Origin of the sequence: Bacillus sp. V33-4 (assembly GCF_002860225.1) — a bacterium.
GTDB lineage: Bacteria > Bacillota > Bacilli > Bacillales > Cytobacillaceae > Bacillus_BJ > Bacillus_BJ canaveralius.
This window is the reverse complement of record NZ_PGVC01000024.1, coordinates 19,521-44,767: the sequence shown is the minus strand read 5'-3', so window position 1 is coordinate 44,767 and position 25,247 is coordinate 19,521. Positions and strand designations below refer to the sequence as shown.

The 25,247-nt window shown below is 40.4% G+C and carries 21 protein-coding genes, 1 tRNA gene, 1 pseudogene and 1 riboswitch; of the genes and pseudogenes, 19 read left to right on the top strand and 4 right to left on the bottom strand.

The window, feature by feature from the left end; all coding sequences use genetic code 11:
- Nucleotides 1-110 precede the first annotated feature (110 nt).
- The 7 genes and pseudogenes from CVD23_RS09480 (at nucleotide 111) to hmpA (ending at nucleotide 9,339) form a co-directional block, all read left to right on the top strand.
- Nucleotides 111-1,280: an AI-2E family transporter gene (locus CVD23_RS09480; RefSeq protein WP_101577223.1), complete on the top strand. Its 1,170-nt coding sequence runs from the start codon at nucleotides 111-113 to the stop codon at nucleotides 1,278-1,280.
- 184 nt (nucleotides 1,281-1,464) lie between these two features.
- Entirely contained in the window at nucleotides 1,465-2,694 is a 1,230-nt protein-coding gene (locus CVD23_RS09475) for a S1C family serine protease (RefSeq protein ID WP_101665860.1), read from the top strand.
- 427 nt (nucleotides 2,695-3,121) lie between these two features.
- Entirely contained in the window at nucleotides 3,122-3,688 is a 567-nt protein-coding gene (locus CVD23_RS09470) for a DUF5626 family protein (protein WP_101665859.1), read from the top strand.
- Nucleotides 3,689-4,410: 722 nt separating this feature from the next.
- Nucleotides 4,411-5,336, top strand: a pseudogene (locus tag CVD23_RS09465) (transposase).
- 182 nt (nucleotides 5,337-5,518) lie between these two features.
- A complete protein-coding gene (locus tag CVD23_RS09460; RefSeq protein ID WP_180955613.1) occupies nucleotides 5,519-6,409 on the top strand; it encodes a peptidylprolyl isomerase in 891 nt (296 codons plus the stop codon).
- A gap of 252 nt (nucleotides 6,410-6,661) precedes the next feature.
- Complete coding sequence (locus tag CVD23_RS09455; RefSeq protein WP_101577453.1) at nucleotides 6,662-7,843, top strand: YeeE/YedE family protein; 1,182 nt, start codon at nucleotides 6,662-6,664, stop codon at nucleotides 7,841-7,843.
- A gap of 275 nt (nucleotides 7,844-8,118) precedes the next feature.
- Nucleotides 8,119-9,339, top strand: a complete 1,221-nt coding sequence (hmpA, locus tag CVD23_RS09450) for an NO-inducible flavohemoprotein (protein WP_101665858.1) — start codon at nucleotides 8,119-8,121, stop codon at nucleotides 9,337-9,339.
- Nucleotides 9,340-9,618: 279 nt separating this feature from the next.
- Nucleotides 9,619-9,705: riboswitch (cyclic di-GMP riboswitch) on the bottom strand.
- Nucleotides 9,706-9,827: 122 nt separating this feature from the next.
- Here hmpA and CVD23_RS09440 read toward each other — a convergent pair.
- Nucleotides 9,828-9,901: transfer RNA gene (locus CVD23_RS09440), tRNA-Arg, on the bottom strand.
- Between the two features lie 205 nt (nucleotides 9,902-10,106).
- Nucleotides 10,107-10,808, bottom strand: coding sequence for a CDP-diacylglycerol--serine O-phosphatidyltransferase (gene pssA / locus CVD23_RS09435; RefSeq protein ID WP_101665857.1), 702 nt, complete (start codon nucleotides 10,806-10,808; stop codon nucleotides 10,107-10,109).
- A 387-nt stretch (nucleotides 10,809-11,195) separates the two neighbouring features.
- On the opposite strand from pssA, the gene CVD23_RS09430 reads away from it, so the two are divergent.
- Nucleotides 11,196-11,963 (top strand): N-acetylmuramoyl-L-alanine amidase, encoded by a 768-nt coding sequence (locus CVD23_RS09430; RefSeq protein ID WP_101577219.1) that lies wholly within the window; start codon nucleotides 11,196-11,198, stop codon nucleotides 11,961-11,963.
- A gap of 67 nt (nucleotides 11,964-12,030) precedes the next feature.
- Nucleotides 12,031-12,246, top strand: coding sequence for a hypothetical protein (locus CVD23_RS09425; protein WP_101665856.1), 216 nt, complete (start codon nucleotides 12,031-12,033; stop codon nucleotides 12,244-12,246).
- 276 nt (nucleotides 12,247-12,522) lie between these two features.
- Here CVD23_RS09425 and CVD23_RS09420 read toward each other — a convergent pair whose 3' ends face one another.
- Complete coding sequence (locus CVD23_RS09420; protein ID WP_180955612.1) at nucleotides 12,523-13,188, bottom strand: 3-oxoacyl-[acyl-carrier-protein] synthase III C-terminal domain-containing protein; 666 nt, start codon at nucleotides 13,186-13,188, stop codon at nucleotides 12,523-12,525.
- 114 nt (nucleotides 13,189-13,302) lie between these two features.
- Here CVD23_RS09420 and CVD23_RS09415 point away from each other — a divergent pair, with 114 nt between their 5' ends.
- The 6 genes from CVD23_RS09415 to ribD all read left to right on the top strand — a co-directional run bounded on the left by CVD23_RS09415 (nucleotide 13,303) and on the right by ribD (nucleotide 19,463).
- The gene (locus CVD23_RS09415) at nucleotides 13,303-14,991 is read left to right on the top strand and encodes a DUF6044 family protein (RefSeq protein ID WP_101665940.1); all 1,689 of its coding nucleotides are present in this window, start codon (nucleotides 13,303-13,305) and stop codon (nucleotides 14,989-14,991) included.
- Nucleotides 14,992-16,029 (top strand): glycosyltransferase family 2 protein, encoded by a 1,038-nt coding sequence (locus tag CVD23_RS09410; protein ID WP_101665854.1) that lies wholly within the window; start codon nucleotides 14,992-14,994, stop codon nucleotides 16,027-16,029.
- Entirely contained in the window at nucleotides 15,998-16,423 is a 426-nt protein-coding gene (locus tag CVD23_RS09405; RefSeq protein ID WP_245917402.1) for a GtrA family protein, read from the top strand. Before CVD23_RS09410 ends, CVD23_RS09405 begins: the two co-directional genes overlap by 32 nt.
- A 156-nt stretch (nucleotides 16,424-16,579) precedes the next feature.
- Nucleotides 16,580-17,473 carry an ROK family protein gene (locus CVD23_RS09400; protein ID WP_101665853.1) on the top strand — a complete coding sequence of 298 codons (894 nt, stop codon included), beginning with the start codon at nucleotides 16,580-16,582 and terminating at the stop codon, nucleotides 17,471-17,473.
- A 129-nt stretch (nucleotides 17,474-17,602) separates the two neighbouring features.
- A complete protein-coding gene (locus CVD23_RS09395) occupies nucleotides 17,603-18,361 on the top strand; it encodes a GTP cyclohydrolase II (protein WP_101665852.1) in 759 nt (252 codons plus the stop codon).
- On the top strand, nucleotides 18,354-19,463 hold the full coding sequence (gene ribD / locus CVD23_RS09390; protein ID WP_101577210.1) for a bifunctional diaminohydroxyphosphoribosylaminopyrimidine deaminase/5-amino-6-(5-phosphoribosylamino)uracil reductase RibD: 1,110 nt from the start codon (nucleotides 18,354-18,356) through the stop codon (nucleotides 19,461-19,463). The genes CVD23_RS09395 and ribD overlap by 8 nt, the downstream gene beginning before the upstream one ends.
- A gap of 81 nt (nucleotides 19,464-19,544) precedes the next feature.
- Here the strand turns inward: ribD and CVD23_RS09385 are convergent, their stop codons facing one another.
- A complete protein-coding gene (locus CVD23_RS09385) occupies nucleotides 19,545-20,612 on the bottom strand; it encodes a TRAP transporter substrate-binding protein (protein ID WP_101665851.1) in 1,068 nt (355 codons plus the stop codon).
- 92 nt (nucleotides 20,613-20,704) lie between these two features.
- Here CVD23_RS09385 and CVD23_RS09380 point away from each other — a divergent pair, with 92 nt between their 5' ends.
- From CVD23_RS09380 to CVD23_RS09365, 4 genes are all read left to right on the top strand, one after another.
- A complete protein-coding gene (locus CVD23_RS09380) occupies nucleotides 20,705-22,306 on the top strand; it encodes an ATP-binding protein (protein ID WP_101665850.1) in 1,602 nt (533 codons plus the stop codon).
- Nucleotides 22,296-22,985, top strand: a complete 690-nt coding sequence (locus tag CVD23_RS09375) for a response regulator (protein ID WP_101575931.1) — start codon at nucleotides 22,296-22,298, stop codon at nucleotides 22,983-22,985. The genes CVD23_RS09380 and CVD23_RS09375 overlap by 11 nt, the downstream gene beginning before the upstream one ends.
- Nucleotides 22,986-23,162: 177 nt before the next feature.
- Entirely contained in the window at nucleotides 23,163-24,437 is a 1,275-nt protein-coding gene (gene dctP / locus CVD23_RS09370; RefSeq protein ID WP_101575930.1) for a C4-dicarboxylate transporter DctP, read from the top strand.
- A 234-nt stretch (nucleotides 24,438-24,671) separates the two neighbouring features.
- The gene (locus tag CVD23_RS09365; protein WP_101665849.1) at nucleotides 24,672-25,229 is read left to right on the top strand and encodes a shikimate kinase; all 558 of its coding nucleotides are present in this window, start codon (nucleotides 24,672-24,674) and stop codon (nucleotides 25,227-25,229) included.
- Nucleotides 25,230-25,247 lie beyond the last annotated feature (18 nt).

The window sequence follows — 25,247 nt, the reverse complement described above, 5'->3', positions numbered from 1 at the left end:
TAAGGCGGTCCCTTTTAGGGGCGCCTTATTACAAACATTTCAACAATGCTCGGCGATTGATTAACAACTTTTTAAATCGTAGTGCTTTTTAAAGAAATGGGGAATTACATATGGATGTCCGTCAGACAAGGATGGGGGTTTTCCGCAGGTTCGTCCTGAATAATAGATTCGTGCTTTTCTTGTTGATTCTGTTGTTAATTGGGTTGAATATTCTCGTCTATATGAAAGTATCATTTATTTTCACGCCGATTGTGGTGTTATTAAAGACGGTCTTGCTGCCCATTATTATGACTGCTGTTGTCTATTATTTATTGAATCCAATTGTAGATTTCCTGGAGAAATTTAAGATAAAAAGGGTTTATTCCATTCTCATGCTATTTCTTATCATCATTGGGGTGCTGACGATTTTAATTGTATCGGTAATCCCGTTCCTGCGCGACCAGGTGTTGAGCCTCATTTATAGCTTCCCGCAATATGCCAGGGATGTTGAATCGATGACAAAACAAATACTTGGCAGCGAATTTGTTAATCAGGCGCAAAGGACATTAAATATAAATGTAGCTGATTTATCCAATAATCTTTCCCGCCAGGCAACGACACTAATTGAAAATACGTGGACAGGGATCGGGAGCTTTGTCGGAGCAGTTAAGGATTTTATTTTAGCGGTCATTACCCTGCCATTCATTTTGTTTTACTTATTGAAGGACGGAGATAAGCTGCCAAAATATATCCGCAGCTTGCTGCCTGTGTCGCTGCGCAAACAGACCGCAACGGTGATGCAGGAAATGAATAATCAAATCAGTTCCTATATCAGGGGGCAGATCATCGTCAGCTTCTGCATTGGGATTCTGCTGTTTATCGGGTTCTTAACGATTGGGCTCGATTATGCATCCTTATTAGCCCTTATTGCTGCTTTTACAAGCATTGTCCCGTATCTGGGGCCGGCGATCGCGATTACGCCTGCTTTGATTATTGCGATTGTCACATCCCCGTTTATGCTTCTTAAGCTAATCATTGTCTGGACGATTGTACAATTAATAGAAGGAAAGTTTATCTCACCGCAAATTATGGGCAGGAATCTTCATATCCACCCGATTACGATCATTTTTGTGATCTTAACGGCTGGTAACTTGTTCGGCGTCGTCGGAATCCTGCTGGCAGTACCGGGCTATGCGATTTTAAAGGTCATCATCACCCATCTGTTCGAGTGGTTTAAACACCGCAGCAACCTTTACGAAAACAGCGTGGATGAACGCCGGGGGATTTCATTCGAAGAGTGAAAAAATACTGTTTTTGCCTTTATCGGGATGATAAAGGCAATTTTTAATTTAACACACATCTTGAATTCTTCTTCATTTTTTCTAACTCTCTTCAAAGATTGTTAATAATTTCGTCATAAATTATGGATATGATAAAAACAAATCATAACAATGTTTGTGTTAGAAGATAGAGGAGGAAATGAGCATGACAGACTTTAATGAAATAAATTCACACGAAAATGATAGTAGCAAGGAGAAAAAAATATCTGGCAAGTCAAAAATAAAAAATGTATTTTCGTTGTTATCAGCAGGAGTGGCAGGCTCAATGCTGACCTTAACATTGGCCGCCAATACGGATCTGCTTCAGACCCTCGATTTAGCTGAAGATCGCCAAGCAGCGGCGAACAATGAAAAAACTGAAACAGAACAAGGTGCAAGCAATATTGTCCCTGCTTCTGCACAAAATTCATCAACTTCGATCGCCGATATTGTCGAAACTTCTTCGAAGGCGATCGTTGGAATCGTAAATCTGCAGGGGCAACAGGGTTATTTTGAAAATAACCGTGAAAATGCCCAACGTGGTTCAGGCTCTGGCGTTATTTTTAAAAAAGATAAAGACAGTGCTTATATCGTCACAAATAACCATGTGATTGAAGCGGCGGAAGAAATTGAGATATCTCTATATAATGGAGAAAAGACAACGGCGGAATTAATCGGGGCAGATGCCTTGACTGACCTGGCCGTCTTGAAAATGGATGCCAAGTATGCCGATTCCGTGATTAAATTCGGTGATTCATCAACATTAAGACCAGGGGATCAAGTACTGGCGATAGGAAATCCGCTTGGTCTTGATTTATCCCGGACAGTGACCCAGGGAATTGTCAGTGCGGTTGATCGAAGTATTTCCGTCCCTACTTCAGCAGGTGAATGGGATTTAAATGTAATCCAGACAGATGCTGCGATCAACCCCGGAAATAGTGGGGGAGCGCTAATCAATACACAGGGTGAAGTGATCGGGATAAATAGCCTGAAAATCTCTCAAAATGGTATAGAAGGACTGGGCTTTGCGATTCCGAGTAACGACCTTCTGCCGATTGTCGAAGAAATAATCGAAAACGGCAAGGTGGAACGGCCATATCTTGGAGTCGGATTAGCAAATTTAGAAGAAATTCCGAGGAGTTATTTGAAAAATGTTCCAGATAGCGTAACTAAGGGTGCGATCGTCGCCAATATTGATCCAGACTCTGCAGCAGCTGAAGCCGGCTTGCAGGTAGAGGACGTCATAGTTGCGATCAACGATACAGAAGTTACAAATTCGAAAGATTTAAGAAAATACTTATATACAAATCTTAAGGTCGGCGACAAAATCGAGTTAAAGGTTTATCAAGAAGGAAGCTTAAAAACCATTCCAATAACGTTAACGAGCAACAACTAGTAAAGTAACAGGAAGCGAAGGTCCGCTTCCTGTTTATTATCATTTTTACGGGTTTGTTCACATGCCCATCAAGCTAAGATAAATCATTACCAGTAAAATGAAAGGCTATTCTTTCTGTAATATGATGGAAGGGATGGTGTTTTTTATGTGTGGCGAGGTCTCAAATGAACTTACTCTGTTTTCTCAGGAATTACAACGCATATACTCCCACAGCTGATCACAGTATTAAATGCGTTTAAAATAACAAAGGTTTGCAATAAGCCCTTTTTATACTATAAAATTTAACACTATTGTTTAATAAACCCATAAAAATCCGTTTAATATTTGTTTATATTTAGACATTTCTGTTAATTCAAATAAATATATTTCATTTATTGGTATATTAATAGTGTACTAAATTACACTTTAGTTATAAGGAGGACGTAACGTGAGAAATTGGAAATGGTTTGGCTTTTTAATTGTTGTAGTTAGTATTTTAGTTTTTGGTAATGGTACTACAGAAGCACATGCGGCTGAAAAACCGAGCAAAACAACCGAAAATACGTTTGACCTCTCTAAAAAAGAAGTTCAAGAAGTAAGTTATGTTTATGAAAACGGAGAAAATGTTACAATTACTGTAGAACCTGTACCTGCTAGTATTTCTGGTAATTCTAGTAATTTAGGAGATGTTTCAACTTTAGGCTGGAGGCCACACTATTTCCCGTATGGCACCACAACAGGATATAAAGTTTCAGCAACTACACCTTATTTAGGACTAAGTTTTTACGTGAATGTATATGTACCATCAAATACAAGTAACTCCAGATTTACTAAGGCATATAATGCTAATTACTGGGTTATAGGAGCAACTTTTACTGATAGAGAATTTACTAGAACCGACAAATTAGTTACCTATGAAGGCGATTTTAATGTTCTTGGTGGATTTGGTGGTGCTAATGCATATTTAAAAGCACATTTAAATAATAACTTATTAACAACTTCTACAAGAATGTAGAAACTTATAGTTATAATACATGAAATAAGCTAACGATAAATGTCCTCGAAAATAAAAATCGGTGTCATTTTTCAATTTATAACTGTCAGTTTCATTATTACCCAAAAAATTATAAGCTATCACGATACTCTTATTTGGAGTGAAGAATATGTTATCAAATATTGGTGTACCAGGTTTAATTCTATTTTTGACTTTAGCACTAATGATCGGTGGAATATTTTTATTGTATAGGCTTTTTAAGATGAATAAAAAGTAAGGTTGAAATTAAAGAAATATGTAATATCTCTTTTTTGAACTTACGAGGCTACAATAGTTGAAAAACATATGATATTTGTTGTTATAAATCTTAAATGTTGTAGTAGTAAATAATGTCGTATTAGTATAAAAAGGATAGATAATGCAAAAATAATCTCTCTCTATCCTTGTCATCTGTCTTTATATGAAATTTCTGGACTTTTAATAAAAGGGGCTTCCTTTTTTAAATTATTACCGACCAAACTAGAACTTAAGTATTCGTGAGAGGGTTTTATTATATGCAAAATAGAATTAATTGCATAGACATTATTAGGGTTCCTACCACATAGCCTTTAAGCTAGGAAAATCATTTCTACAAAAATTAAAAAACGCTATTCTTTCTGTATATAATGGAAGGGATGGTGTTTTTTATGTGTGGCGAGGTTTCAAATGAACTTACTCTGTTTTCTTAGGAATTACAACGCTCTTTGTCCCCCCAAGCTCTCCAACAGCTGGCCAAAAAAGTAGGCTTTTTTCAAAGAACCAGTAAGTATCAAGTCATAGATTTAATAGCATTGTGCGTGTGATTAAGTAAAAAAATAGCGAGTACTTCTCTAACACAATCATGCAGTTATCTAGAATCTTCAACGGGTGTCTTGATTAGTCTTGAATGATTCAACCAACGATTTAATCCATCGGCCGTCAAGCTTCTACGACATGTATTCACTTCCTTGCTTACTCAAAAGCTGTATTCCTCTAATATTCTTCCTCATCATTATGCTGCTCGGTTTCAGCGTATACGTTTACATTGGTCGGTATCAAATGTTACCAGTTATGGTCATTATCCACCGACTGACTGAAGAACAAACCAGAAAACGCTGGAAAAATCAAGAATTAAAGGAGAAAAAGAAAGGATTGTTATGAAGGAACGGAGTAAACGATTGAGTACGATGAGTGTATACATAACTAATGCACCACTCGAAGAACGGGACACGTTAACGATCTTTACTCATTACTTTGGCAAATCGAATTACTCTTTAAAACATGGAAATCTTTCTTTGAAATCGATCATTGTAAAGAAATTTAAAAAGAGCGACTAGAATGTCATCTCTATGGTCAACTAATTGCCATGCTCCTTTGTTCTTCCACCATGTTTCAAATGCGGCAGCTAGTACTTACCAAGAAAAAATAAGAACTCAGCGAATATAAGGCTATTTATATCATCAAAGATTATTTTGTATTATTGTTTCAATCGATACAAAAAAGAACCAAAGAGCTATCAAAGGTCCTGCTTCGCCTGTTTACCCTTCTGCAGAAAAACGGGCGAAAATCCCACCGTTATGAGAAGAAGACAGTCTTTGATATATTGGGTGTTGTCTACCAATATACCACGTGCCAAAAGAAAGTAGCTTAATTTTTAAAAATAGCCTATTCTAGGCTTATTTGTGCCTTTCCTTAGAAGCATAGACATTGCTTTGCAGAAACAGCACTATCCAACGCATTCATTAATATTAGCTTGATGCAAGGGGTTTGTTCATCTTTTGTTCATAATTACCTGCTAAAGTAAAAAGGACAAATACAATTTGGAGGGGGAAAATGAGTTTGCGAAACAGAAAGTTTTATTTTATCTTGGTTGCGATTATCATCGCGAGTGCGGCAGTGATTACAGTCGCTTTTTCAAAAAATAATGATGCAGTTGCAACAGTGGAGGGGGAACCGATCAAAGAGGCGGAATTAAATAAGATGCTGGTTGATCTATATGGCAAGCAGGCTTTGGATTCACTGATTTCCAATAAAATTGTTGCCCTCGAAGCTAAAAAGCAAAAAATCACGGTAAGCGACAAAGAAAAGGAAGCTGAACTCAAAACTCTTATGGATTCATACGGAGGCAAAGAAGCCTTTAATGAGCAGCTGAAAATGAGCGGGATTTCAAAAGCCAGTATCGAGGAAGAAATCGATATGTATTTATTAACAAGAAAGCTACTCAAGGACAAAATTGCGATCTCAGAAGAAGAGATGCAAACGTATTTCGATGAAAATAAAGCCCAGTTTGCTGAAGAAGAACAGGTTAAAGCACGGCATATTTTAGTAGAGGACCAGAAAACTGCTGAAGAAGTAAAAGCAAAGCTTAACGCCGGCGAAGATTTCGTTGCACTGGCAAAGGAATTTTCGACGGATGAGACAAATGCAGAGTCCGGTGGTGACTTGGGCTATTTTGCAAGGGGAGATATGGTTCCTGAGTTTGAAGAGGCTGCTTTTTCGCTCGATGTTGACGCAATCAGCGAGCCGGTTAAGACTGAACACGGCTTCCATCTCATTCAAGTGCTTGATAAAAAAGCGGCAAAAGAAGCAAGCTTAGAGGACCATAAAGAAGAGATACGCGATTTGCTCTATGATCAAAAGTTTCAAACCGAGTATCCAACCTGGCTGGAAGAGCGAAAAAAAGAATATAAAATTGAGAACTACCTCGATGACGACAAAAAATAGTAGAATATATCTTAAGAAGGAGCCAGCCGGATTGTTGCGGTTGCTCCTTCTTTATTTATACAAATTTTAGTTATTACGACTCAAAGCTAACTGGTTTACAATTGGTTCAAATCGTTATAGTATGAAATAGTCAAACAACAAAACCAAGTAAACTGGTAAGAAAAGGGGTAGATTAGATTGGCACAAACTTCAACAGTTCCTTCATTGGAATGGGATAAAAAGTCGACAACTTTTGTGACAACCCTCAGTCCAATGCAAAAGCCACTTGTGGCATTAGGTGTCTTTGCAGCAGTTATTTTATTTATTATGATTGTTTCTATAACGAACTGGACACAAGGTACTTTATTTGTAATTGGGCTTTTGTTGGGAATCACTTTGCTTTATGCCCGATTTGGATTCACATCGGCATTCCGGCGCTTAATGTCAGTCGGCAATGTTCAGGGATTGCAAGCCCACATGCTCATGCTTGCTGTCGCATCGACTTTATTTGCGATTATTCTTGGCACAGGTTTTAGCTTCACTGGTGTCGCACCCTCCGGGAACGTTTCACCTGTAGGTGTCAGTGTTTTATTTGGGGCATTTATTTTTGGAATTGGCATGCAGCTCGGCAACGGCTGCGCCTCTGGTACCCTATATTCAGTTGGTGGCGGTTCGTCATCAATGATATTAACGCTTTTGGCTTTTATTGCAGGATCCGTGCTCGGAGCCTACCATTTCACTTTCTGGATGGAGGATATGCCTTCCCTGCCAGCGATTTCCCTTGCGCAATCGACCGGTCTCGGCTATTTCGGTGCGCTGCTTGTACAATTGGTGGCGTTTGCCCTTATTTATTGGGTAACAGTTCAAATTGCGAAAAAGAAAAATCCGCCGATGATGAAGCCGCTTCCGACCACAACAGGCTGGAAAAAGATTATTCGCGGTTCTTGGCCGCTCTTTACAGCAGCAATCGTTTTAGCTGTTTTAAACGCGTTAACCTTAACTATTCGCGGAAATCCATGGGGAATCACTTCCGCCTTTGCACTATGGGGCGGCAAGGCTATGATGGCAATGGGCATTGATGTGACGAGCTGGGGTTATTATTCGGGACCAAACGGTGCCGCACTTGCCAATACCGTGTTGGCTGATCCGACAAGCGTAATGAACTTCGGAATTATTCTTGGTGCTTTTGTTTCTGCGGCAGCACAAGGTACCTTTAAACCCGGCAGAATTAAACCGGGAGTGGCGGCAGCTTCTATCGTAGGCGGAATTATGATGGGCTATGGAGCACGTCTTGCCTTCGGCTGTAATATCGGGGCTTACTTCAGCGGGATCGCATCCTTCAGCCTCCATGGCTGGGTCTGGATGGTTATGGCAATGCTCGGAACATTGCTCGCTTTATTTATCCGTCCGCTGTTTGGATTAACAGTCCCAAAATCGACAGATTCAGTGTGTTAATGAAATGCGAAAAACTCCCTTTTTACAATGAAGGGAGTTTTTTGCGTTCACAATAGCAACAGTATCCCAATATCTGCAAAAGTCATTTTTCATAAGCTATCAGATCGGATATTCATATGGAATACTCTACAGTCTGTTATGGAGAATCATGATTTGCGGATGCTGGAACAGATAAAGTGGATTTATGTGTGATTCAGATCACGATCTAGATTTCTTATTTTAAGTATAATCACTATGTAAATAAGAAAAACACTCAGGTTGGGAGACGATCACTGATGCTAGATAGCAAGACTATTGAAATTATTAAATCTACTGTTCCTGTGCTGGAGGAGCATGGAGAGAAAATTACGACCCGATTTTATCAATTAATGTTCGAAAATCATCCGGAACTCTTAAATATTTTTAACCATGTCAATCAGCAACAGGGCAGACAGCAGAAGGCTTTAGCCGGTACTGTTTATGCAGCCGCAAAGTACATCGATAATTTAGAAGCGATTATCCCGGTTGTGAAGCAAATAGCACATAAACACCGCAGCATTGGGATTAAACCGGAACAATACCCAATAGTCGGGAAACACCTTCTTTTGGCGATTCAGGATGTTTTAGGTGATGCTGCAACTCCGGAAATCATCCATGCCTGGGAAAGAGCCTATGCAATAATAGCTGATGCATTTATAAGTGTTGAATTTGACATGTATGCCGAAGCGTCCAGCCAGAAAGGCGGCTGGAAAGATTTCCGCAGCTTCATGGTAACAGAGAAAGTAAAGGAAAGTGATGTCATTACCTCTTTCTATTTAAAGGCAGCGGACGGAGCGGAGATAGCAGATTTTATCCCGGGTCAATATGTCAGCCTTCAGTTCAATATTGACGGGGAAAATTACACCCATATTCGCCAATATAGCCTCTCCGATGCACCTGGAAAAGATTATTACCGTATTTCAGTTAAACGTGAAGATGGAAACAAAACACCTGATGGCATCGTCTCAAACTATCTTCACAACCAAGTAGAAGAGGGAGACACTTTGCAAGTAAGTGCACCAGCCGGTGACTTTATCTTACATTCTGACCGGTTAACTCCAGTTGTTTTAATAAGCGGAGGAGTTGGAATAACTCCAATGCTAAGCATGTTAAACACGATTGTTGAGAGGGAGCCCGACAGAAAAGTTACCTTCATCCATGCGGCCGCAAACAGCAAGGTTCATGCAATGCGCGATCATCTGGCCAAAATCAGCAATGAAAAGCAAAACGTAACATCCTATCTATTCTATGATTCACCTACTGAAGAAGACCGACAATCGAAGAACTACGACTTTGAAGGCTTCATCTCATATGAATGGTTAAAAGAACAAATTGAATTTAATGAAGAAACCGATTTTTATTTCTGTGGACCTGCGCCATTCATGAAATCTATTTATCAATCATTGAATAAGTTGGGCATTCGTGAAGATAAAATTCATTTTGAATTCTTTGGGCCAATGGGAAGTTTGGCGAAATAGCCTCTGGAAAATGAAAAAATCCATCTTATTGTTTTAAGACGGATTTACACTTTGGGCATGTTATTTCTTTAACATGTTTAAATTGAATCTTTTTAAAGTCGCGCATGATAAACGTCGAAAAACCATTGTATTTGAATCCACATTCACAGATGTTTTTGTCTTTTACAATGTGCCTTTGATCATTTTCCTTACTATAAACGGTTGGATAAAACATTTTTCACCCTTCTTTTTAGCTAATTTAGGCAAATTAGAAAGGGATCGAACAAACAAGTATGTGACTTATGCAACCCGGCTGCCATGACAACTCAATGCTTTAGGCCCGTGGCTTTGCGTCTTTTACTTTCGTAAAATTTGCCCTAAGGGATATAATAACATAAATTGTAGAAAAAAGCTTAATTTAAATTTTTTTCCTTTTATTACATGGATTTATAAACAAAATGACAAAAGGGAAATTCCTTATCAATAAAGGAATTTCCCGCATGAGTTAACGTCCCAGAAGAGATTCGAACTCCCGACCTACAGTTTAGGAAACTGTTGCTCTATCCTACTGAGCTACTGGGACATATAAGTTGAAAACATTATTAATTATATTGTTTAGAGCCGATAAGGTCAAGTACGAGTATTTACCAAATTTTTAACGCCGAAGCCAATCCAATCTATTGTTGTTCCAGTACACTTCGGTTCGAGTCGTTAAAGAAAGTTGAATAAAGACCGTAAAAGAACTACACCGAAATTTCCGGGTGCGGTTCTTTTGCGTATCTCATCCATTAGCTCTTATGATTTTTCCCGCCATTATCCCGGCGTTTTTTCAGACGGTAGCCGATAAAACCGATATAGAGGGGGACTGCGATATAAATAAAATAAGGCATTTCTTGCTGCTGATTTTTAAAAATAATAAAAATAAGGCATCCGAGCAGCGCTGTGACTATCGTTCCGTATTTCGGAAGGGGAACGTTTTTTAAGCTTGGTATTTTATATTTGCTGACCATTAAGAAACATAAAGCCATGAAGGAGACGCTGATCAGGATATCGGGAATCCAGCGGTGCAGGATTGCCACCAGCGTTAGTAAACCGCCTGCTGCGGTGATTGGGACACCGGTAAAGTAATAGATAGAGCTTCTTGCGTTGACATTAAAGCGCGCCAGCCTGAACGCCCCGAACAAAGGAAACAAACCGGCTATAATCATTCCGATTAATCCATATTGAGAAAACGATACATAATAGACGAGAATCGCAGGCGCAACGCCGAAAGTGAGAATATCAGCCAGAGAATCAAGCTCTTTTCCGATTTCGGATTCGGCTTTTAGCATTCTCGCGATTCGTCCATCCATACTATCGAGCATCATCCCGATCAAAATCAGTATTGATGCGTTCCTTGTGTCGCCGTGAGCAGTTAATAACACCGATAAAAAACCACAAAATAAATTGCTTAGCGTAAATAAATTAGGTATAGCTTTTTTAAACTTCATCTTATTTAGTAACCCCAAATCACATGAATTTATCGTTCTAAAACATACACAGCTTTCCCAATTTGCCACCATCTGTTGCAATATCCCTTTGAAAATCAATTTTAACATCAAAAAGAGAAGCATTTAATAAATATATTATACATGAAGTGGAAGTAAACTGAATCATTTGCATGCCGGCCCGGCATTATTTTAGTTAAAGATGTAAAAGTAACTGGCTTTTAATTCAATCCAGTACTTATCAGCCAATTTCCCCCGCCGCGAAAGCACTCTATGATTTTCAATCCAGTTATTACCCATCCTCATCTAATGCAAATTGAGTATTTATCCTATGTAAAATGTACAACCAGTTTATTTTGAAATACATAGAATAGGATGAGGTGATAAAAAGTGACAAAAATCTTCATAGATCCCGGTCATGGTGGAACAGACCCTGGTGCAGTGGGAAATGGAATGCAAGAGAAAAACCTCACTTTGCAGATCAGCTCCCGAATAAGGGATATTCTTTTAAATGAATACGAAGGAATTTCTGTGTTAATGAGCCGCACAGGTGACCAAACGACGAGCCTTACTCAGCGCACAGATGCGGCGAATAACTGGGGGGCAGATTTCTATCTTTCTATTCATGTTAATGCTGGAGGCGGGACTGGTTACGAAGACTATATTTTTCCAGGACTTGGTGCGCCGACGACAACTTACCAGAACTTGATTCATGAGGAGGTTCTTAAACAAGTTGATTACCGCGACCGTGGAAAGAAACAAGCGAACCTTCATGTCCTCCGTGAGTCCAACATGCCGGCCGTATTAACCGAGAACGGTTTTATCGACAACACATCGGATGCTGCAAAGCTTAAACAATCATCATTTATTGAACAAATCGCGCGCGGCCATGTAAATGGATTAGTCCGCTCATTCGGGCTGGTGCGAAAAAATCTGGCCGGGCCGCTATATAGGGTCCAGATCGGCGCCTTTACTGTAAGCACTAATGCTGACCAGTTAGCTGCACAAGCAGAGGAAAAAGGATTCGACACCTATATAAGCTATCGCGACGGATACTATAAAGTGCAAATCGGCGCATTCGCCAATCGGGAAAACGCGGATCAGCTAGCAGGGAAAGCTATAGAAGCCGGTTTCGAAGCCATCGTCATTCAGGAATAAGGCGCTGACTCTTAACTCTGTCAAAATTCGAATCAAGTAAGCTATAAAAATTTTAAGGATGCTTAATTTGGAGAACCAGGATAAAACGGTTCACCAATTTTTTTGGTTTATTTGCGATCCAGTTTACTATTACTCAGTTACAATATTTATCGCCCGTTTTGCTGTGGCAGTAATCAGTAATCCATGGTATGGGATTGGACTCGGCATGCTGGCAGCCAGCATCCTTCCCTGTACGATTATCGGTTTTGCAATTGCTTTTATAATTAAACGTTTTGCCAAGTAAGTATGCGAGTTGATGATAAATCAGAGGAGTTGATGATAACATAACTGAAGTTGGTGAAATATCCTGGAAAGTTGACGATAAAATGACCGAAGTTGACGATATATCCTGGAAAGATGATGATAAACCCTCCGAAGTTGATGACATGGCAGAAAGAGTTCACTGTCAACTGGCCGAAGTAGATGATAACTCTGAAAGTTGAAGAGTAGAATATTATCAACGGCCCTGCAGCATCAATAACCCCCGCATAGCTTAAGCGGGGGGTGTTTATTTAATCTTTTAAAGCATAGTAATAATTTGGTAGCCTGCACCGATTGTCCAGAATATTAAATGGTCACCGCGTTTGATGCGGCCGCTTTCTATCCCTTCATGAAGAGCAAGAAACGGGCTGCTTGTCCCGGTGTAGCCGAATCGGTCTCCGACGTAAACTATTTTTTCATCATCAATATCAAATTTATTTTGGATGAGTTTAATGTTAGCAAGGGCAAATTGAGATAAGCAATATGCTCCAATGTCATTCGGCATTAAATTGTATCTGCCCATCAGTTTTTCAAACGATTCATAAACATATGGCATGCTTTCAGTGCCGTTAAATGGGATCCATTTAATATACTTTCCGTCTGAACGGTCCTGTAACGCGTTGGATAAGCCGTTTTCAAGATACATAATGTTCTTGCGGCTTACTGAATCCGTAAAATACATTGAGTCAATAAACCCGGTATCTTCTTCGGTCATTTCTAAAATAACCGCCGCGACTGCATCCCGATAATTGGAATAGGTAATTTCATCCTCCGGATTACAAACAAGCGAGTTGTAATCCGAGCCAACCACTACTTGGTTCTTAGTATCTAAATCCTCCGAACTATATATTGAAAGGTTAAAGCCGATGATTAAGCAAAATAGCGTTTGAACTGTGTGATCAAACGAGTTTTTTGTTATTTTCAAAGAAATTATCTTAATAAAATGCTTTAACAGCTTCATTTTCCTAAGAATAGAATTGACCGCTATTGCGAAAATTATAGTTAATTATCGATTCTTGAGGTGTTGTACTTGTCCATGATGACAAATAATAAAGAGCAAAGACTAATCCTCTTTGCTTTTCTTATTTTAGCTGTTTATCTTTCGCCGTTATTTTTGCTGGGTGAAAATGCCCATATCAGGGTGCATGATAATTTGGATTCAAACCTTGCCTGGTATAAGGTGCTGGCAAGGAGCGGACAAATATTTGGCTCTGTTGACGCTGTGATTCCCCAAATTATAAATGGGCTACCGCGTAATGCTTTTGGCTCGGAGTTTACGGTAATAGTCTGGCTTTTTGCCTTATTTCCAACGATGGTTGCTTATGCATTAAGCCAAACGATTACAAGGGTCATTGCTTTTCTGGGCATGTACCTTCTTCTTAAAAAGCATTTTATCAAAAGACCCGACATGGCCTGGATCAGCGTTGGGACGGCTTTGGCTTTTTCACTCACTCCTTTTTGGCCTTCCGGTATGCTGAGTACGTTGGGGATGCCACTCGCGTTGTGGGCCTTTTTAAATATCCGGAACGGGGAAAGGTCATGGAAGAATTATCTGACGCTCACACTTTTGCCGTTTTACTCAAGCATTGTTTTAGGTTTTTTCTTTTTCCTGTTTTCAATCGGAGTACTTTGGGTGGTCGATCTTTTCAGGAAAAAAGAATTCAATCTCCCTTTTCTCCTTGCGATTGCCTATATGGCATCCATCTATTTTATTGTCGAATATCGGCTTGTCCATTCATTTCTGTTTGATAATGAACCAAATAGCCGGGATGAATATTTTCATGCAAGATTGTCCCTGTGGCGGGCGATTCGATTAACTTTTAAAAATTTTGTCCTCGGGCATACGCATGTAATGACAGTCCATGGCTTAATTATTTTGCCGGTGACCTTGATCTCCGTTTATGTTGTGGTAAAAAAGAGGCTCTGGAAGCAGGAAAAAATTTTCATCTATTTGTTCGCCTTGAATTTTGCCCTTTCCGCATGGTATGCCTTCTGGTTTTATAAGGGCTGGCTCCCGCTTACAGAAAGATTTCACTTTATGGATACTTTTAATTTTGCCCGATTTCATTTTTTGAGGCCGCTCGTCATTTACATGGGGTTTGCTTTAGGATTGAAAATCATTTGGACGTACTTAAAGGGATGGAAATCAGTCGTTCATTTCTTTATTGTCGCACAGATACTATTGTTAGCCGCTTTTAATGATGAAATCATCTATCAGTCAAAGCCCTCTGTTAAAGAATTCTATGCCGAAGACTTATTCAGCGATATAAAGGAGCATATTAACTCGCCCCTTGAGGATTACCGGGTTGCCAGCCTTGGAATTCACCCGGCCATCCCGCAATATAATGGATTTTACACTCTTGATACATACAATAATTTTTATCCTCTCGAATACAAATATCAGTTTAGAAAAATAATCGAGCAAGAATTGGCAAAAAATAAAACGATTCGCATTTATTTTGATGAATGGGGCGGGCGCTGCTATCTGTTTACGGACGAGCTCGGAAAGCATTATATGTTTAAAAAGGATTCGAAAAAGCGGCTCGATACCCTCGAGTTAAACATTGAACCTTTTAAAGAAATGGGCGGCAGATACATCCTCTCTGCACTTCCGATCGATAATGCGCTTGAAAATCAATTACAGCTGGACAAGGTTTTTACATCGGACACTGCAGCCTGGAAAATTTACTTATACAAAGTTAATTTATCAACAGGAGGACGACCATAAATGGAACAAACAATCTTGACGATCGTTGTACCTTGTTATAACGAGGAAGAGGTTTTACCATACACGATTTCCGAGTTGGGCGGATTACTAAAAAATTTGATCATGGAAGGGTTTATTTCACATAAAAGCAGAATCCTTTTTGTCGATGACGGAAGCAAGGATCGCACATGGTCGATGATTTATAAGGAAGGCTTAAGAAACGAACAAATCCGCGGCTTAAAATTGTCCCGAAACGTAGGCCATCAAAACGCGTTGCTGGCGGGCCTGTTTACAGCAAAGGATAGATCTGATTGTGTGATTTCGATTGATGCTGATTTGCAGGACGATATTTCCGTGATCCGGGAATTTATCGAAAAGTTTGATGAAGGCTTTGATGTCGTGTATGGAGTCAGGAAAAAACGCGATAAGGATTCACTGTTCAAGCGGACTACAGCTGAAGCATTTTATAAATTAATGAGAAAAATGGGTGTTGACTTAATCTATAATCATGCCGATTATCGTTTAATGAGCAAGAGGGCCCTTGATGAGCTTGAACGGTTTGATGAAGTGAATTTGTTTTTGCGGGGAATTGTCCCCATGATTGGCTTCCGGTCTGCCTCCGTTTACTATGACAGGAGAGAACGGCTTGCCGGTGAAACGAAATACCCTTTAAAGAAAATGCTTGCTTTCGCTTTTGACGGGATTACCTCTTTTTCCGTTACACCAATCCGCTTTGTGCTTTTTATTGGCTGTACTTCTTTTTTAGTAAGCCTCATTTTTGGCAGTTATTTTTTAACGCTAAAATTCATGGGACATACAAAAACCGGCTGGACATCGTTAATTACATCGATCTGGCTGATCGGCGGCCTGCAGCTAATTGCCATTGGGCTCGTCGGCGAATATATCGGAAAGATATATAAAGAATCAAAGCGGCGCCCAAAATTTTCAGTTGATATTGACTTTTACAACCTGCCCTTGCCGGACCATTTGAAAAATACGGATAGAGAGGAAGGGGAGACATTTGGCCGTGATTTTGGAACACTCTCTGAAACAAATTAAGCCGTTCTTGCGCTTCTTGGTTGTTGGCATCATTAACACGATCATCGGCCTGTCGGTCATGTTCATCCTGATGAACCTCTTGCAGCAGTCCTACTGGATCGCAACATTTATCGGAAATAGTCTCGGAGCGGTGATAAGCTTTACCTTAAACAGGGCATTTACCTTCCAAAGCACGGTTACGTTCAGGAAGGGCGCGCCCCGTTTCCTCCTCATCATACTGGCCTGCTATTTTTTAGCCTATGGAACTGCTGATATTTTGGCCGGCTGGACAATTATGCAAAGCATTTTTGGCACTATTATTTCTTCGGAAAAAGAGCTGGCCATCCTGATCGGCACGGCTCTGTACACGATTGCCAATTTTTTAGGACAAAAATATTTAGTATTCAGCCGGTGATAGTCCAGATGACTTTTACTAATTTTTTCATAAGTTTTTCAACTTGAGTAAATTTCACTTGAATACATAGGAAAACTCAGCAAATTCCTTTAAAATAAACATTAACAGAGTTAATAGAAACCATTGCAAATAAACAGCGTTTTAGGAGGAGAAACCATGCTTTTTGGAGGAATTGAGGCAGGCGGTACAAAATTTATTTGTGCTGTCGGCGATGAACAGGGAAATATTGTTGAGAGAATTTCTGTCTCAACTACCTTTCCGCAAGAAACGATGGAACAGGTTATTGCATTTTTTAAAAATTATCAGCTGAGCGCAGTCGGCATCGGATCATTTGGTCCTGTCGACGTCAATCACGACAGTCCGACTTACGGGAATATTACGACCACCCCGAAAACAGCTTGGCGGGATTACCCGCTTGTGAGCACGATTCGCGAGTCTTTTCAGGTGCCAATCGGATTCAATACTGATGTGAATGCTGCAGCTTTGGGGGAAGCAACTCTCGGAGCGGCAAAGGGTTTGGACAGCTGTTTGTACATCACGGTCGGAACGGGAATAGGAGCAGGTGCGATCATGCAAGGTAAGCTGCTGCAAGGTCTTTCGCACCCGGAAATGGGGCATATCCTCGTCCGGCGCCATGAAAATGATATATATAAAGGAAAATGTCCATACCACCATGATTGCCTTGAAGGATTGGCGGCCGGTCCAGCTCTTGAAGAGCGCTGGGGAGAAAAAGGGGCATCCTTGCAAAACAAACAGGAAGTATGGGAGCTGGAGGGCTTTTATATCGCCCAGGCTCTTATGCAATACATTCTGATCCTCTCGCCGAAAAAAATCATTCTTGGCGGCGGCGTTATGAAGCAGAAGCAAATTTTTCCGATCATAAATAAATACCTTCAGCAATTTTTAAATAACTATGTAGTTGTCCCGGAATTGACGAGCGATATCGAACAATATATCGTCAGTCCCGGATTAGGCGATAATGCGGGAATTACCGGTTCTCTTTTACTGGCCGTCCAGGCTTATGAAGACGCAGTAACGCGAGCAAAGTGAAAATAAAAAAAATCCAGGGGTTACCACAGGTAATTCCTTTTTTTTTATATGTTATCAATCTTTTTGGTAAAATCATTACATGTAATAGAACACCTTCTCGCACACTAACCAAAAAAGGGGAATGACATTGTGAAACAAACCGAACTTGAATCAAAAGTTCTTTCTATTTTAGAAGATAAAATCCAATTAATTAAAACAAATGAGGATAGCGCGATTTACTTAGTCGGGCCGATCCGGCTCCCGGTTAATTTATACGGCGAAACGGTCATTTTTCAGTGGTACTGCTGGCTGCAATGCAACGAAGTAACCGAGGATTATCAGCAGATAATTGATAAACTATCATCGTCCAATCTGGCCGAACTTCAACAGTCAAGCGTGCTTGTTTATGGAGATTTTGAATACTCCGATAATGCGATGATTCGAATGCATTCTATTTGCCATACTGGGGATATTTTTGGAAGTAAACGCTGTGACTGCGGTTTCCAGCTCAAACAGTCGATGAAAATGATCGTCGAAAATGGAACAGGAGCGCTATTTTATTTAGCGAACCATGAAGGCAGGGGAATTGGTTTATTCAGTAAAGCGATGGCTTACGTCCTTCAGGAAAATGGCTACGATACTGTCGAGGCCAATTTACATCTTGGCTTTGTCGATGATTCGCGAAACTACGATGATGCCATTCGCGTATTAAAGGCATTGCGTACAAAACCGGTTACGTTGATCACAAATAACCCTAAAAAGCTCGAGGCATTAAGAAATTCCGGATTGCCTGTTTCTGGCCGAACACCTTTATGGGGAGATAAATCCGAGTTTAACGAGAACTATCTGAAAACGAAGGTAGAGCGCTCCGGCCACATCGAAGACGGAGGAACTTGCCCAAATGACTAATCATCATTTCTATATGGATTTGGCTTTAAAAAACGCCGAAGCAATGAAAGGGCAAACCGACCCGAACCCATTAGTGGGAGCAGTTATTGTTAATGACAACCGCGTAGTTGGAATAGGTGCCCATTTAAAGGCAGGGGAACCGCACGCCGAAATTCATGCGCTTCGAATGGCTGGAGATCAAGCAAGGGGAGGGACCATTTATGTCACCCTCGAACCATGTTCCCACCATGGCAGGACAGGACCGTGTGCGGAAGCGATTGTTGACGCGGGCCTTAAAACAGTGGTGATTGCAACGCTTGACCCCAATCCACTTGTTTCCGGGCAAGGCGTCAGCATCCTGAAAGATGCTGGTATTGAAGTCATTACCGGGGTACGCGCGGAAGAATCAAAGAAAATGAATGAAGTGTTTAATAAGTTCATTGTCGAGAAAAAACCATTTGTCACACTTAAATCAGGAATCAGCCTGGATGGCAAAATTGCTACGTACTCCTCGAGCAGCAAATGGATTACATCCGCAGAAGCCAGGCAAGATGTCCACCAGCTTAGAAATGAAAATATGGCGATACTTGTCGGTATTAACACGATTGTTAAGGATAATCCAGAATTGACTACAAGGATACCTAATGGACGAAACCCGATTCGCGTCATTTTGGATTCAACTTTACAAATTCCGTTAGATGCTAAAGTCATCAAAGATATGCAGGCTGAGACATGGATTTTTACAGCAGAGCATTATGATGAAGAAAAGCGAAAAATATTAGAAGAATTAGGGATCAAGGTTTGGCCAACAACAGGATCCCCGCATGTAAACCCGGTCGATGTAGTTCAAACATTGGGAGAAAAGCTTGTCTCTTCTTTATTAATTGAAGGTGGAGGAACGATAAACGCTGCTTTTCTTGAAAATAAATTAGTGGATAAAGCCGTTATTTACATCGCCCCAAAATTAGTCGGCGGACGGGAAGCCCCGACGTTTCTCGAGGGAGCAGGCATTGATAAGATGGGAGATGCCATTGAACTTTCCGATGCCAGCATCATTTCAGTTGGAAAGGATTTTAAATTTGTTGGGTATCCAGTTTACATCGACCAACAAAGTGAAAAATGAATGATTATAATATCCTGAAGGAAAAAATGCTATCTCCTTCAGGATTTTTTTTCTGGCCGAGTATCTTAAATTCTGGTCAACTTAAGTCCCGTCAGCCTCGTATTGCTTCCTCAATTTTTTAAGGTCCTCTACTAATTCTTTGCCGATATATGGTGCAAGGTCATCATACACCGGATCGAGTTTGTTGATCCATTCCTGTTTTTGTGTTTCAGTTAATTCATGAATTTCGATAGATGAATGTTGCTTGATCAGCTCTAGTTGCTCTTCATTCAGTTTAATAGAATGGCGTTCATTCCAGGCCGTGGTCTCTTCCATTGCTTCAAGCAGGATTTGCTGCGTTTTTTCTGATTGTCGTTTCCAAACCTGCTGATCCATCATCACGGCATAACCTAAATAACCATGATTACTGATTGTCAAATGCTTTTGCACGTTATAAAATTTTTTTGAATAGATGTTTGAAATCGTGTTTTCTTCTCCATCAACCTGGCCTGCTTCAAGCAACTGGTAAGTAGAATTAAATGAATCTTGATGGGCATCGGCGTCCAGTAGATCATACTGCGCCTGGATCACTTTGCTTTGCATAATTCGCAACGATTGTCCTTTGAGATCGTCAGGACTGTAAACAGGCCTTTTGTTAGAAGTAATTTGTTTAAATCCGTTTGTCCAATGGGCAAGTCCTTTCAATCCGTCTTTCTCCAATGATTGGAGCAATTGATCGCCAATTTTGCCGTTTAAGCCTGCTTGGATAGCTTTGTGATCTGGGAACGCGAAGGGTAAGTCAAGTACACCCCACTGGGGGGAGAGCATTCCAAGCTTTGAAGTTGAAGGTGCAATAAAATGGACTTGTCCTTCTTTTAGGGCATTAATCTCTTCGATATCAGAATAAAGGCTTCCATTTGGAAAAACTTCTATTTTTATATCTCCATTTGATTTTTCGTAGACAAGTTCAGCAAACTTGTTGGCTGCCAGACCTTTAGGTGTATTTTCCGCGACGACATGACTGAACTTAAAAACAATTTGATCTTTCAGCCCTTCCTGATCATCGTCATATGAAAGTGCCTCAGGGGGAGTGGAATTGTGGAACGCGATAAATAATGCAGCCGCAATGCCGACTGTTAAAAGAAGCAAAAGAGTAAGCGTTCTTTTCATGATGTTCGAGCCTCCTCTTTCATTCATTATTGTAAGCATACCGGAGAAGTGTTCTTTTCGTAAAGATGATTTTAAAGATGAGGGGGGATAACATGAAACACTTATCGATTCGTTGGAAAATCACGATTTTATCCTATATAGTCGTGATTTTTTCTTTATTGATAGGCGGAATTGTGATCGTTGCAAATATTCAACAAAAAGAGGAAAGAGATTTACGGATAAGATCCATGAATACGGCACGAACCGTCGCAGAGCTGTCCGACGTCAAGCAGGCTGTCAAGAAACCGGATGGCTGGGACAAGATCAATCCGATCGTGGAAGACATCCGCATTATTAATGAAACGGATTATATTATTGTGATGAATATGGAGCGAATACGCTATTCACATCCTGCGAAGGAGTTGATCGGAAAACGTTCGGAAGGCGAGGATGAAGAACCCGCTTTTGCCGAACATATTTACTTTTCAAAGGCCAAGGGTGAAATCGGAACAGTTCTCCGTGCTTTTATTCCGATTAAAGATGAAGACTTAAATCAAATTGGAGTTGTCCTGGTTGGTAACCGGATTCCAAGCTTCCAGGAAATCATGGTTGAAATGATCGACGAAATTCAATTTATTGTGATATTAACATTGATATTTGGTTTAATCGGGTCATTGATGCTCGCCCATCATATTAAAAAACAGATGTTTCAGTTAGAGCCTCATGAAATCAAACGGATGTTTGAAGAGCGGACAGCTACATTTCATTCAATTAATGAAGGTGTTATTGCCATCGATAATCACGAAATCATTACGATTTTCAATGAAAAGGCCAAGCTGATATTCAATGTTAAAGGAGATGTTGTCGGTAAACCGATACGCACCGTTTTAAAAGATACAAGACTCCCGGAAATTGTCGAGAAAAATCAGGCGGTTTATAATGAAGAGATAGAGGTAAGCGGAAAAGTAATTGTAAGCAACCGGATTCCGATTATGATCCATAACAAAACGATCGGTGCCGTCGCGATCTTCCAGGATCGTACTGAAGTCGCCAAACTAGCCGAAGAATTAACGGGTGTAAAAAACTTTGTTGAAGCACTAAGGGTGCAAAATCATGAGCATATGAACAAGCTTCATACGATTGCCGGCCTGATTCAGCTCGGAAAATCGGACAAGGCACTGGAGCATGCTTTTAATGCGTCGGAAGAACAGGAAAGCTTAACAAACTTTTTAAATAAAGCGATCAAGAACGACGCTGTCGCAGGTCTGCTTTTAAGCAAAGTAAGCAGGGGAAAAGAGCTCGGTGTCCAGGTGATAATTGACGAGAACAGCCATTTGGAAACATTTCCTTTGCAGCTTGACCAACACGATTTTGTCGTGTTATTGGGGAACCTTGTCGAAAATGCCTTTGGATCTTTTGAATTAGGAGAAATAGAGAATAAAAGAATAGATATAAGCCTTGAACAGTCCGGGGATCTATGCGCTATTTTAATCGAAGATAACGGATGCGGCATTAAGGAAGAACACCTTTCAAGAGTATTTGAGAAAGGATTTACCGTAAACAAACGTGCTGGAACAGGCTACGGGCTTTATCTAGTTAAACAAATCGTCGAAAAAGGGAGAGGTGAAATCGAGGTTTCATCTCTTCCAGGTGAAGGCACATCTTTTACGATAACCTTCCCGATGGGAGTGGAGGAGGGATTGTATGGCACATAAAGACGAAATTAAAGTGCTGCTTATTGAAGATGATCCAATGGTCCAGGAAGTAAATAAAGAATTTATTGCAAGTGTAAGCGGCTTTCAGGTAGTCGCTGTCGCAGGCGATGGCGAAGAGGGAATCGAACTTGTGAAAAAATTGAAGCCAGAGCTCGTAATCCTCGATATTTTCATGCCCAAAAAAGACGGCATCAAGACGCTTCAGGAATTTCGAAAACAAAATCTGGAGTCCGATGTTATCGTTGTATCGGCTGCCAAAGATCGAGAAACAATCAAACTGATGCTCCAAAATGGTGCTTTGGATTATATTATAAAACCCTTTAAGCTGCAGCGGATTCAGCAGGCGTTGGAGAAGTACCGCCAATACAGAATCAGTATGAGAGATTCTGGAACAATGTCACAGGAACAGCTGGATCTGCTGCTTTATGCAGATCAACCAAAGGCAACAGATCCTCAATTGCCAAAGGGTCTAAATGAATTTACATTAAATGAGGTTATCAGCTATTTGCAGAAACAATCTGAACCGCGTTCTGCAGAAGAGGTAGCCAGCGGGATCGGAATCGCGCGAGTAACGGCCCGCCGTTATTTAGACTACCTTGATAAACGTGGTGTCATTAAGCTGGATGTCCAATATGGAGGGGTTGGCAGGCCGATTAACCGCTACTTAATCACTGAGTGAATGTGTCCTTTTCGCAATGTCAAGGCTCATTCTCTCAGGGGTTAGTTGAAAAAAGACCAAAATGAACAAAACATCCGTTATGACCATAAACTTCCCAGCTGTTAATGAAAACGTTATCATTCTGTTATGAGTAAAGGATGGCAGAAATTTTTCAGGCAAATAAGGGGAGGGGTTTCAATGAAGGTGAAATCATTATTCAAGAATTTAACCTTTCAAGTTTTGACTGCAATTTTTATAGGTGTGATGGTTGGTCTGATCTGGCCTAGTGTCGGAAAAGAAATGAAACCAATAGGGGACACATTTATAAATGCAGTAAAAATGGTCATTGCACCGATTATTTTTTTAACGATCGTACTCGGGATCGCAAAAATGGGCGATATGAAAAAAGTCGGCAAGGTCGGCGGAAAAGCGTTCATCTATTTTGAAGTCGTCACCACTTTAGCATTAGCGATTGGTCTAATCGTTGTTAACGTTGTGAAGCCTGGTGCAGGCTTGAATTTTAATGAACTTGAAAAAGGCGATGTTTCGCAATATACGCAAAATGGCGGCGAGGGTATTAACTGGATAGAGTTCGTCACCCACATTATTCCTTCGAATATGTTCGATGCATTTGCAAAGGGTGATATTTTACAAGTTTTATTCTTTTCGATTTTGTTTGGAGTAGGTCTTGCAGCTCTTGGGGAAAAAGGAAAGGGTCTTATCGATTTCCTTGATAAGCTGTCTCTCGTGTTCTTTAAAATTATCGGCTATGTCATGAAAGCAGCTCCGATTGGTGCTTTTGGTGCAATGGCTTATACAATTGGCAATTTCGGGCTCGCTTCCCTTGTACCGCTGGCTAAGTTAATGATGTCCGTCTATATCACGATGTTCCTATTCATTTTTGTCGTTTTAAATATGATTTGTAAAGCGTATGGTTTTAACCTCTGGAATTACTTAAAGTTTATTAAGGACGAAATCCTGATCGTACTGGGAACGAGTTCTTCAGAATCAGTGTTGCCGAGAATGATGGATAAAATGGAACGTTACGGTTGTTCGAAATCGGTTGTCGGCCTTGTTATCCCGACAGGCTACTCTTTTAACCTTGATGGAACTTCTATTTATCTATCGATGGCGGTTGTCTTTCTTGCCCAAGTATTCGGCGTAGACCTGTCAATCGGGCAGCAAATTACGGTCCTCTTAGTGTTAATGCTGACATCTAAAGGGGCTGCCGGCGTGACAGGCAGCGGATTTATCGTCCTTGCCTCAACTCTGGCAGCACTGCAGGTTATTCCGCTCGAAGGGTTGGCATTGCTTCTCGGTGTCGATCGGTTCATGAGTGAAGGAAGAGCGATTGTGAACCTGATTGGAAATGGAATCGCCACCATTGTTGTTGCAAAAAGTGAAAAGGAATTTGACGAAACGAAGAGCGTAATCGCTATTTCGGAAATGAACGACTTGCGGAAAGCCGTCTAATTAAATAAAGAAGCTGTTGACCACAATTAAGGGGCCAGCAATCAATCAATCCCTCTAAGTAAGCAGCCTGTTTACTCAGCGGGATTTTTTGTCGATCCGAACGGAGGATAGCCGACTGCACACGAGATTACTGGGTGAGTTCAGGTAAACTTGTGCTATTATTAGAATATAAATTTTTATATTTAAGCTTATGATTTCAATGTTTTTACCGTAAAACCAGGGGGATTGAGTGTATTGAAGAACCGTGAAGTTTCGTTGAGAGAAAGAAGTATCGTGTTTATCGGGTTTATGGGTGTGGGGAAAACGACGATCGGCAAGCTTGTGGCAAAAAAGCTTTATCGAGATTTTATCGATATCGATGATGAAATTGAGAAGGAATTCAATATGCCGGTTTCGCAGATTTTTGAAAAAATTGGCGAGAAAGCATTTAGGGAAAGAGAAAAGAGTCTGATTATTGAATTGTCCAAGCAAAAATTACATATTATCTCGGTCGGCGGCGGGGCTTTTTTACAAGAGGAAATCAGGGAAGAATGCTTGGCCTCCTGCATTGTATTCTTTCTCGATTTATCTTGGGAATCATGGAAAGAGAGAATAAGCCTGATAATCGATAGCCGCCCGGTTTTACAAGGAAGATCGATTGACGAGATAAAAGAACTGTTTTATAAGCGGCAAGAAATATACTCTACTCACCATTCAAAAGTTCAAACAGACAATCATGACATTGAGGAAATAGCCGATTATATAGTAGATTCGTTGAAACTGGCATGGGATATATATGAGCCCAATAAATAACAGTTTACATTCATTTTA

Coding starts and splice junctions, on each gene's coding strand:
- CVD23_RS09480 (WP_101577223.1), top strand. CDS start 111: ATGGATGTCCGTCAGACAAGGATGGGGGTTTTCCGCAGGTTCGTCCTG.
- CVD23_RS09475 (WP_101665860.1), top strand. CDS start 1,465: ATGACAGACTTTAATGAAATAAATTCACACGAAAATGATAGTAGCAAG.
- CVD23_RS09460 (WP_180955613.1), top strand. CDS start 5,519: ATGAGTTTGCGAAACAGAAAGTTTTATTTTATCTTGGTTGCGATTATC.
- CVD23_RS09455 (WP_101577453.1), top strand. CDS start 6,662: ATGCAAAAGCCACTTGTGGCATTAGGTGTCTTTGCAGCAGTTATTTTA.
- hmpA (WP_101665858.1), top strand. CDS start 8,119: ATGCTAGATAGCAAGACTATTGAAATTATTAAATCTACTGTTCCTGTG.
- pssA (WP_101665857.1), bottom strand. CDS start 10,808: ATGAAGTTTAAAAAAGCTATACCTAATTTATTTACGCTAAGCAATTTA.
- CVD23_RS09415 (WP_101665940.1), top strand. CDS start 13,303: ATGACAAATAATAAAGAGCAAAGACTAATCCTCTTTGCTTTTCTTATT.
- CVD23_RS09410 (WP_101665854.1), top strand. CDS start 14,992: ATGGAACAAACAATCTTGACGATCGTTGTACCTTGTTATAACGAGGAA.
- CVD23_RS09400 (WP_101665853.1), top strand. CDS start 16,580: ATGCTTTTTGGAGGAATTGAGGCAGGCGGTACAAAATTTATTTGTGCT.
- ribD (WP_101577210.1), top strand. CDS start 18,354: ATGACTAATCATCATTTCTATATGGATTTGGCTTTAAAAAACGCCGAA.
- CVD23_RS09385 (WP_101665851.1), bottom strand. CDS start 20,612: ATGAAAAGAACGCTTACTCTTTTGCTTCTTTTAACAGTCGGCATTGCG.
- CVD23_RS09380 (WP_101665850.1), top strand. CDS start 20,705: ATGAAACACTTATCGATTCGTTGGAAAATCACGATTTTATCCTATATA.
- CVD23_RS09375 (WP_101575931.1), top strand. CDS start 22,296: ATGGCACATAAAGACGAAATTAAAGTGCTGCTTATTGAAGATGATCCA.
- dctP (WP_101575930.1), top strand. CDS start 23,163: ATGAAGGTGAAATCATTATTCAAGAATTTAACCTTTCAAGTTTTGACT.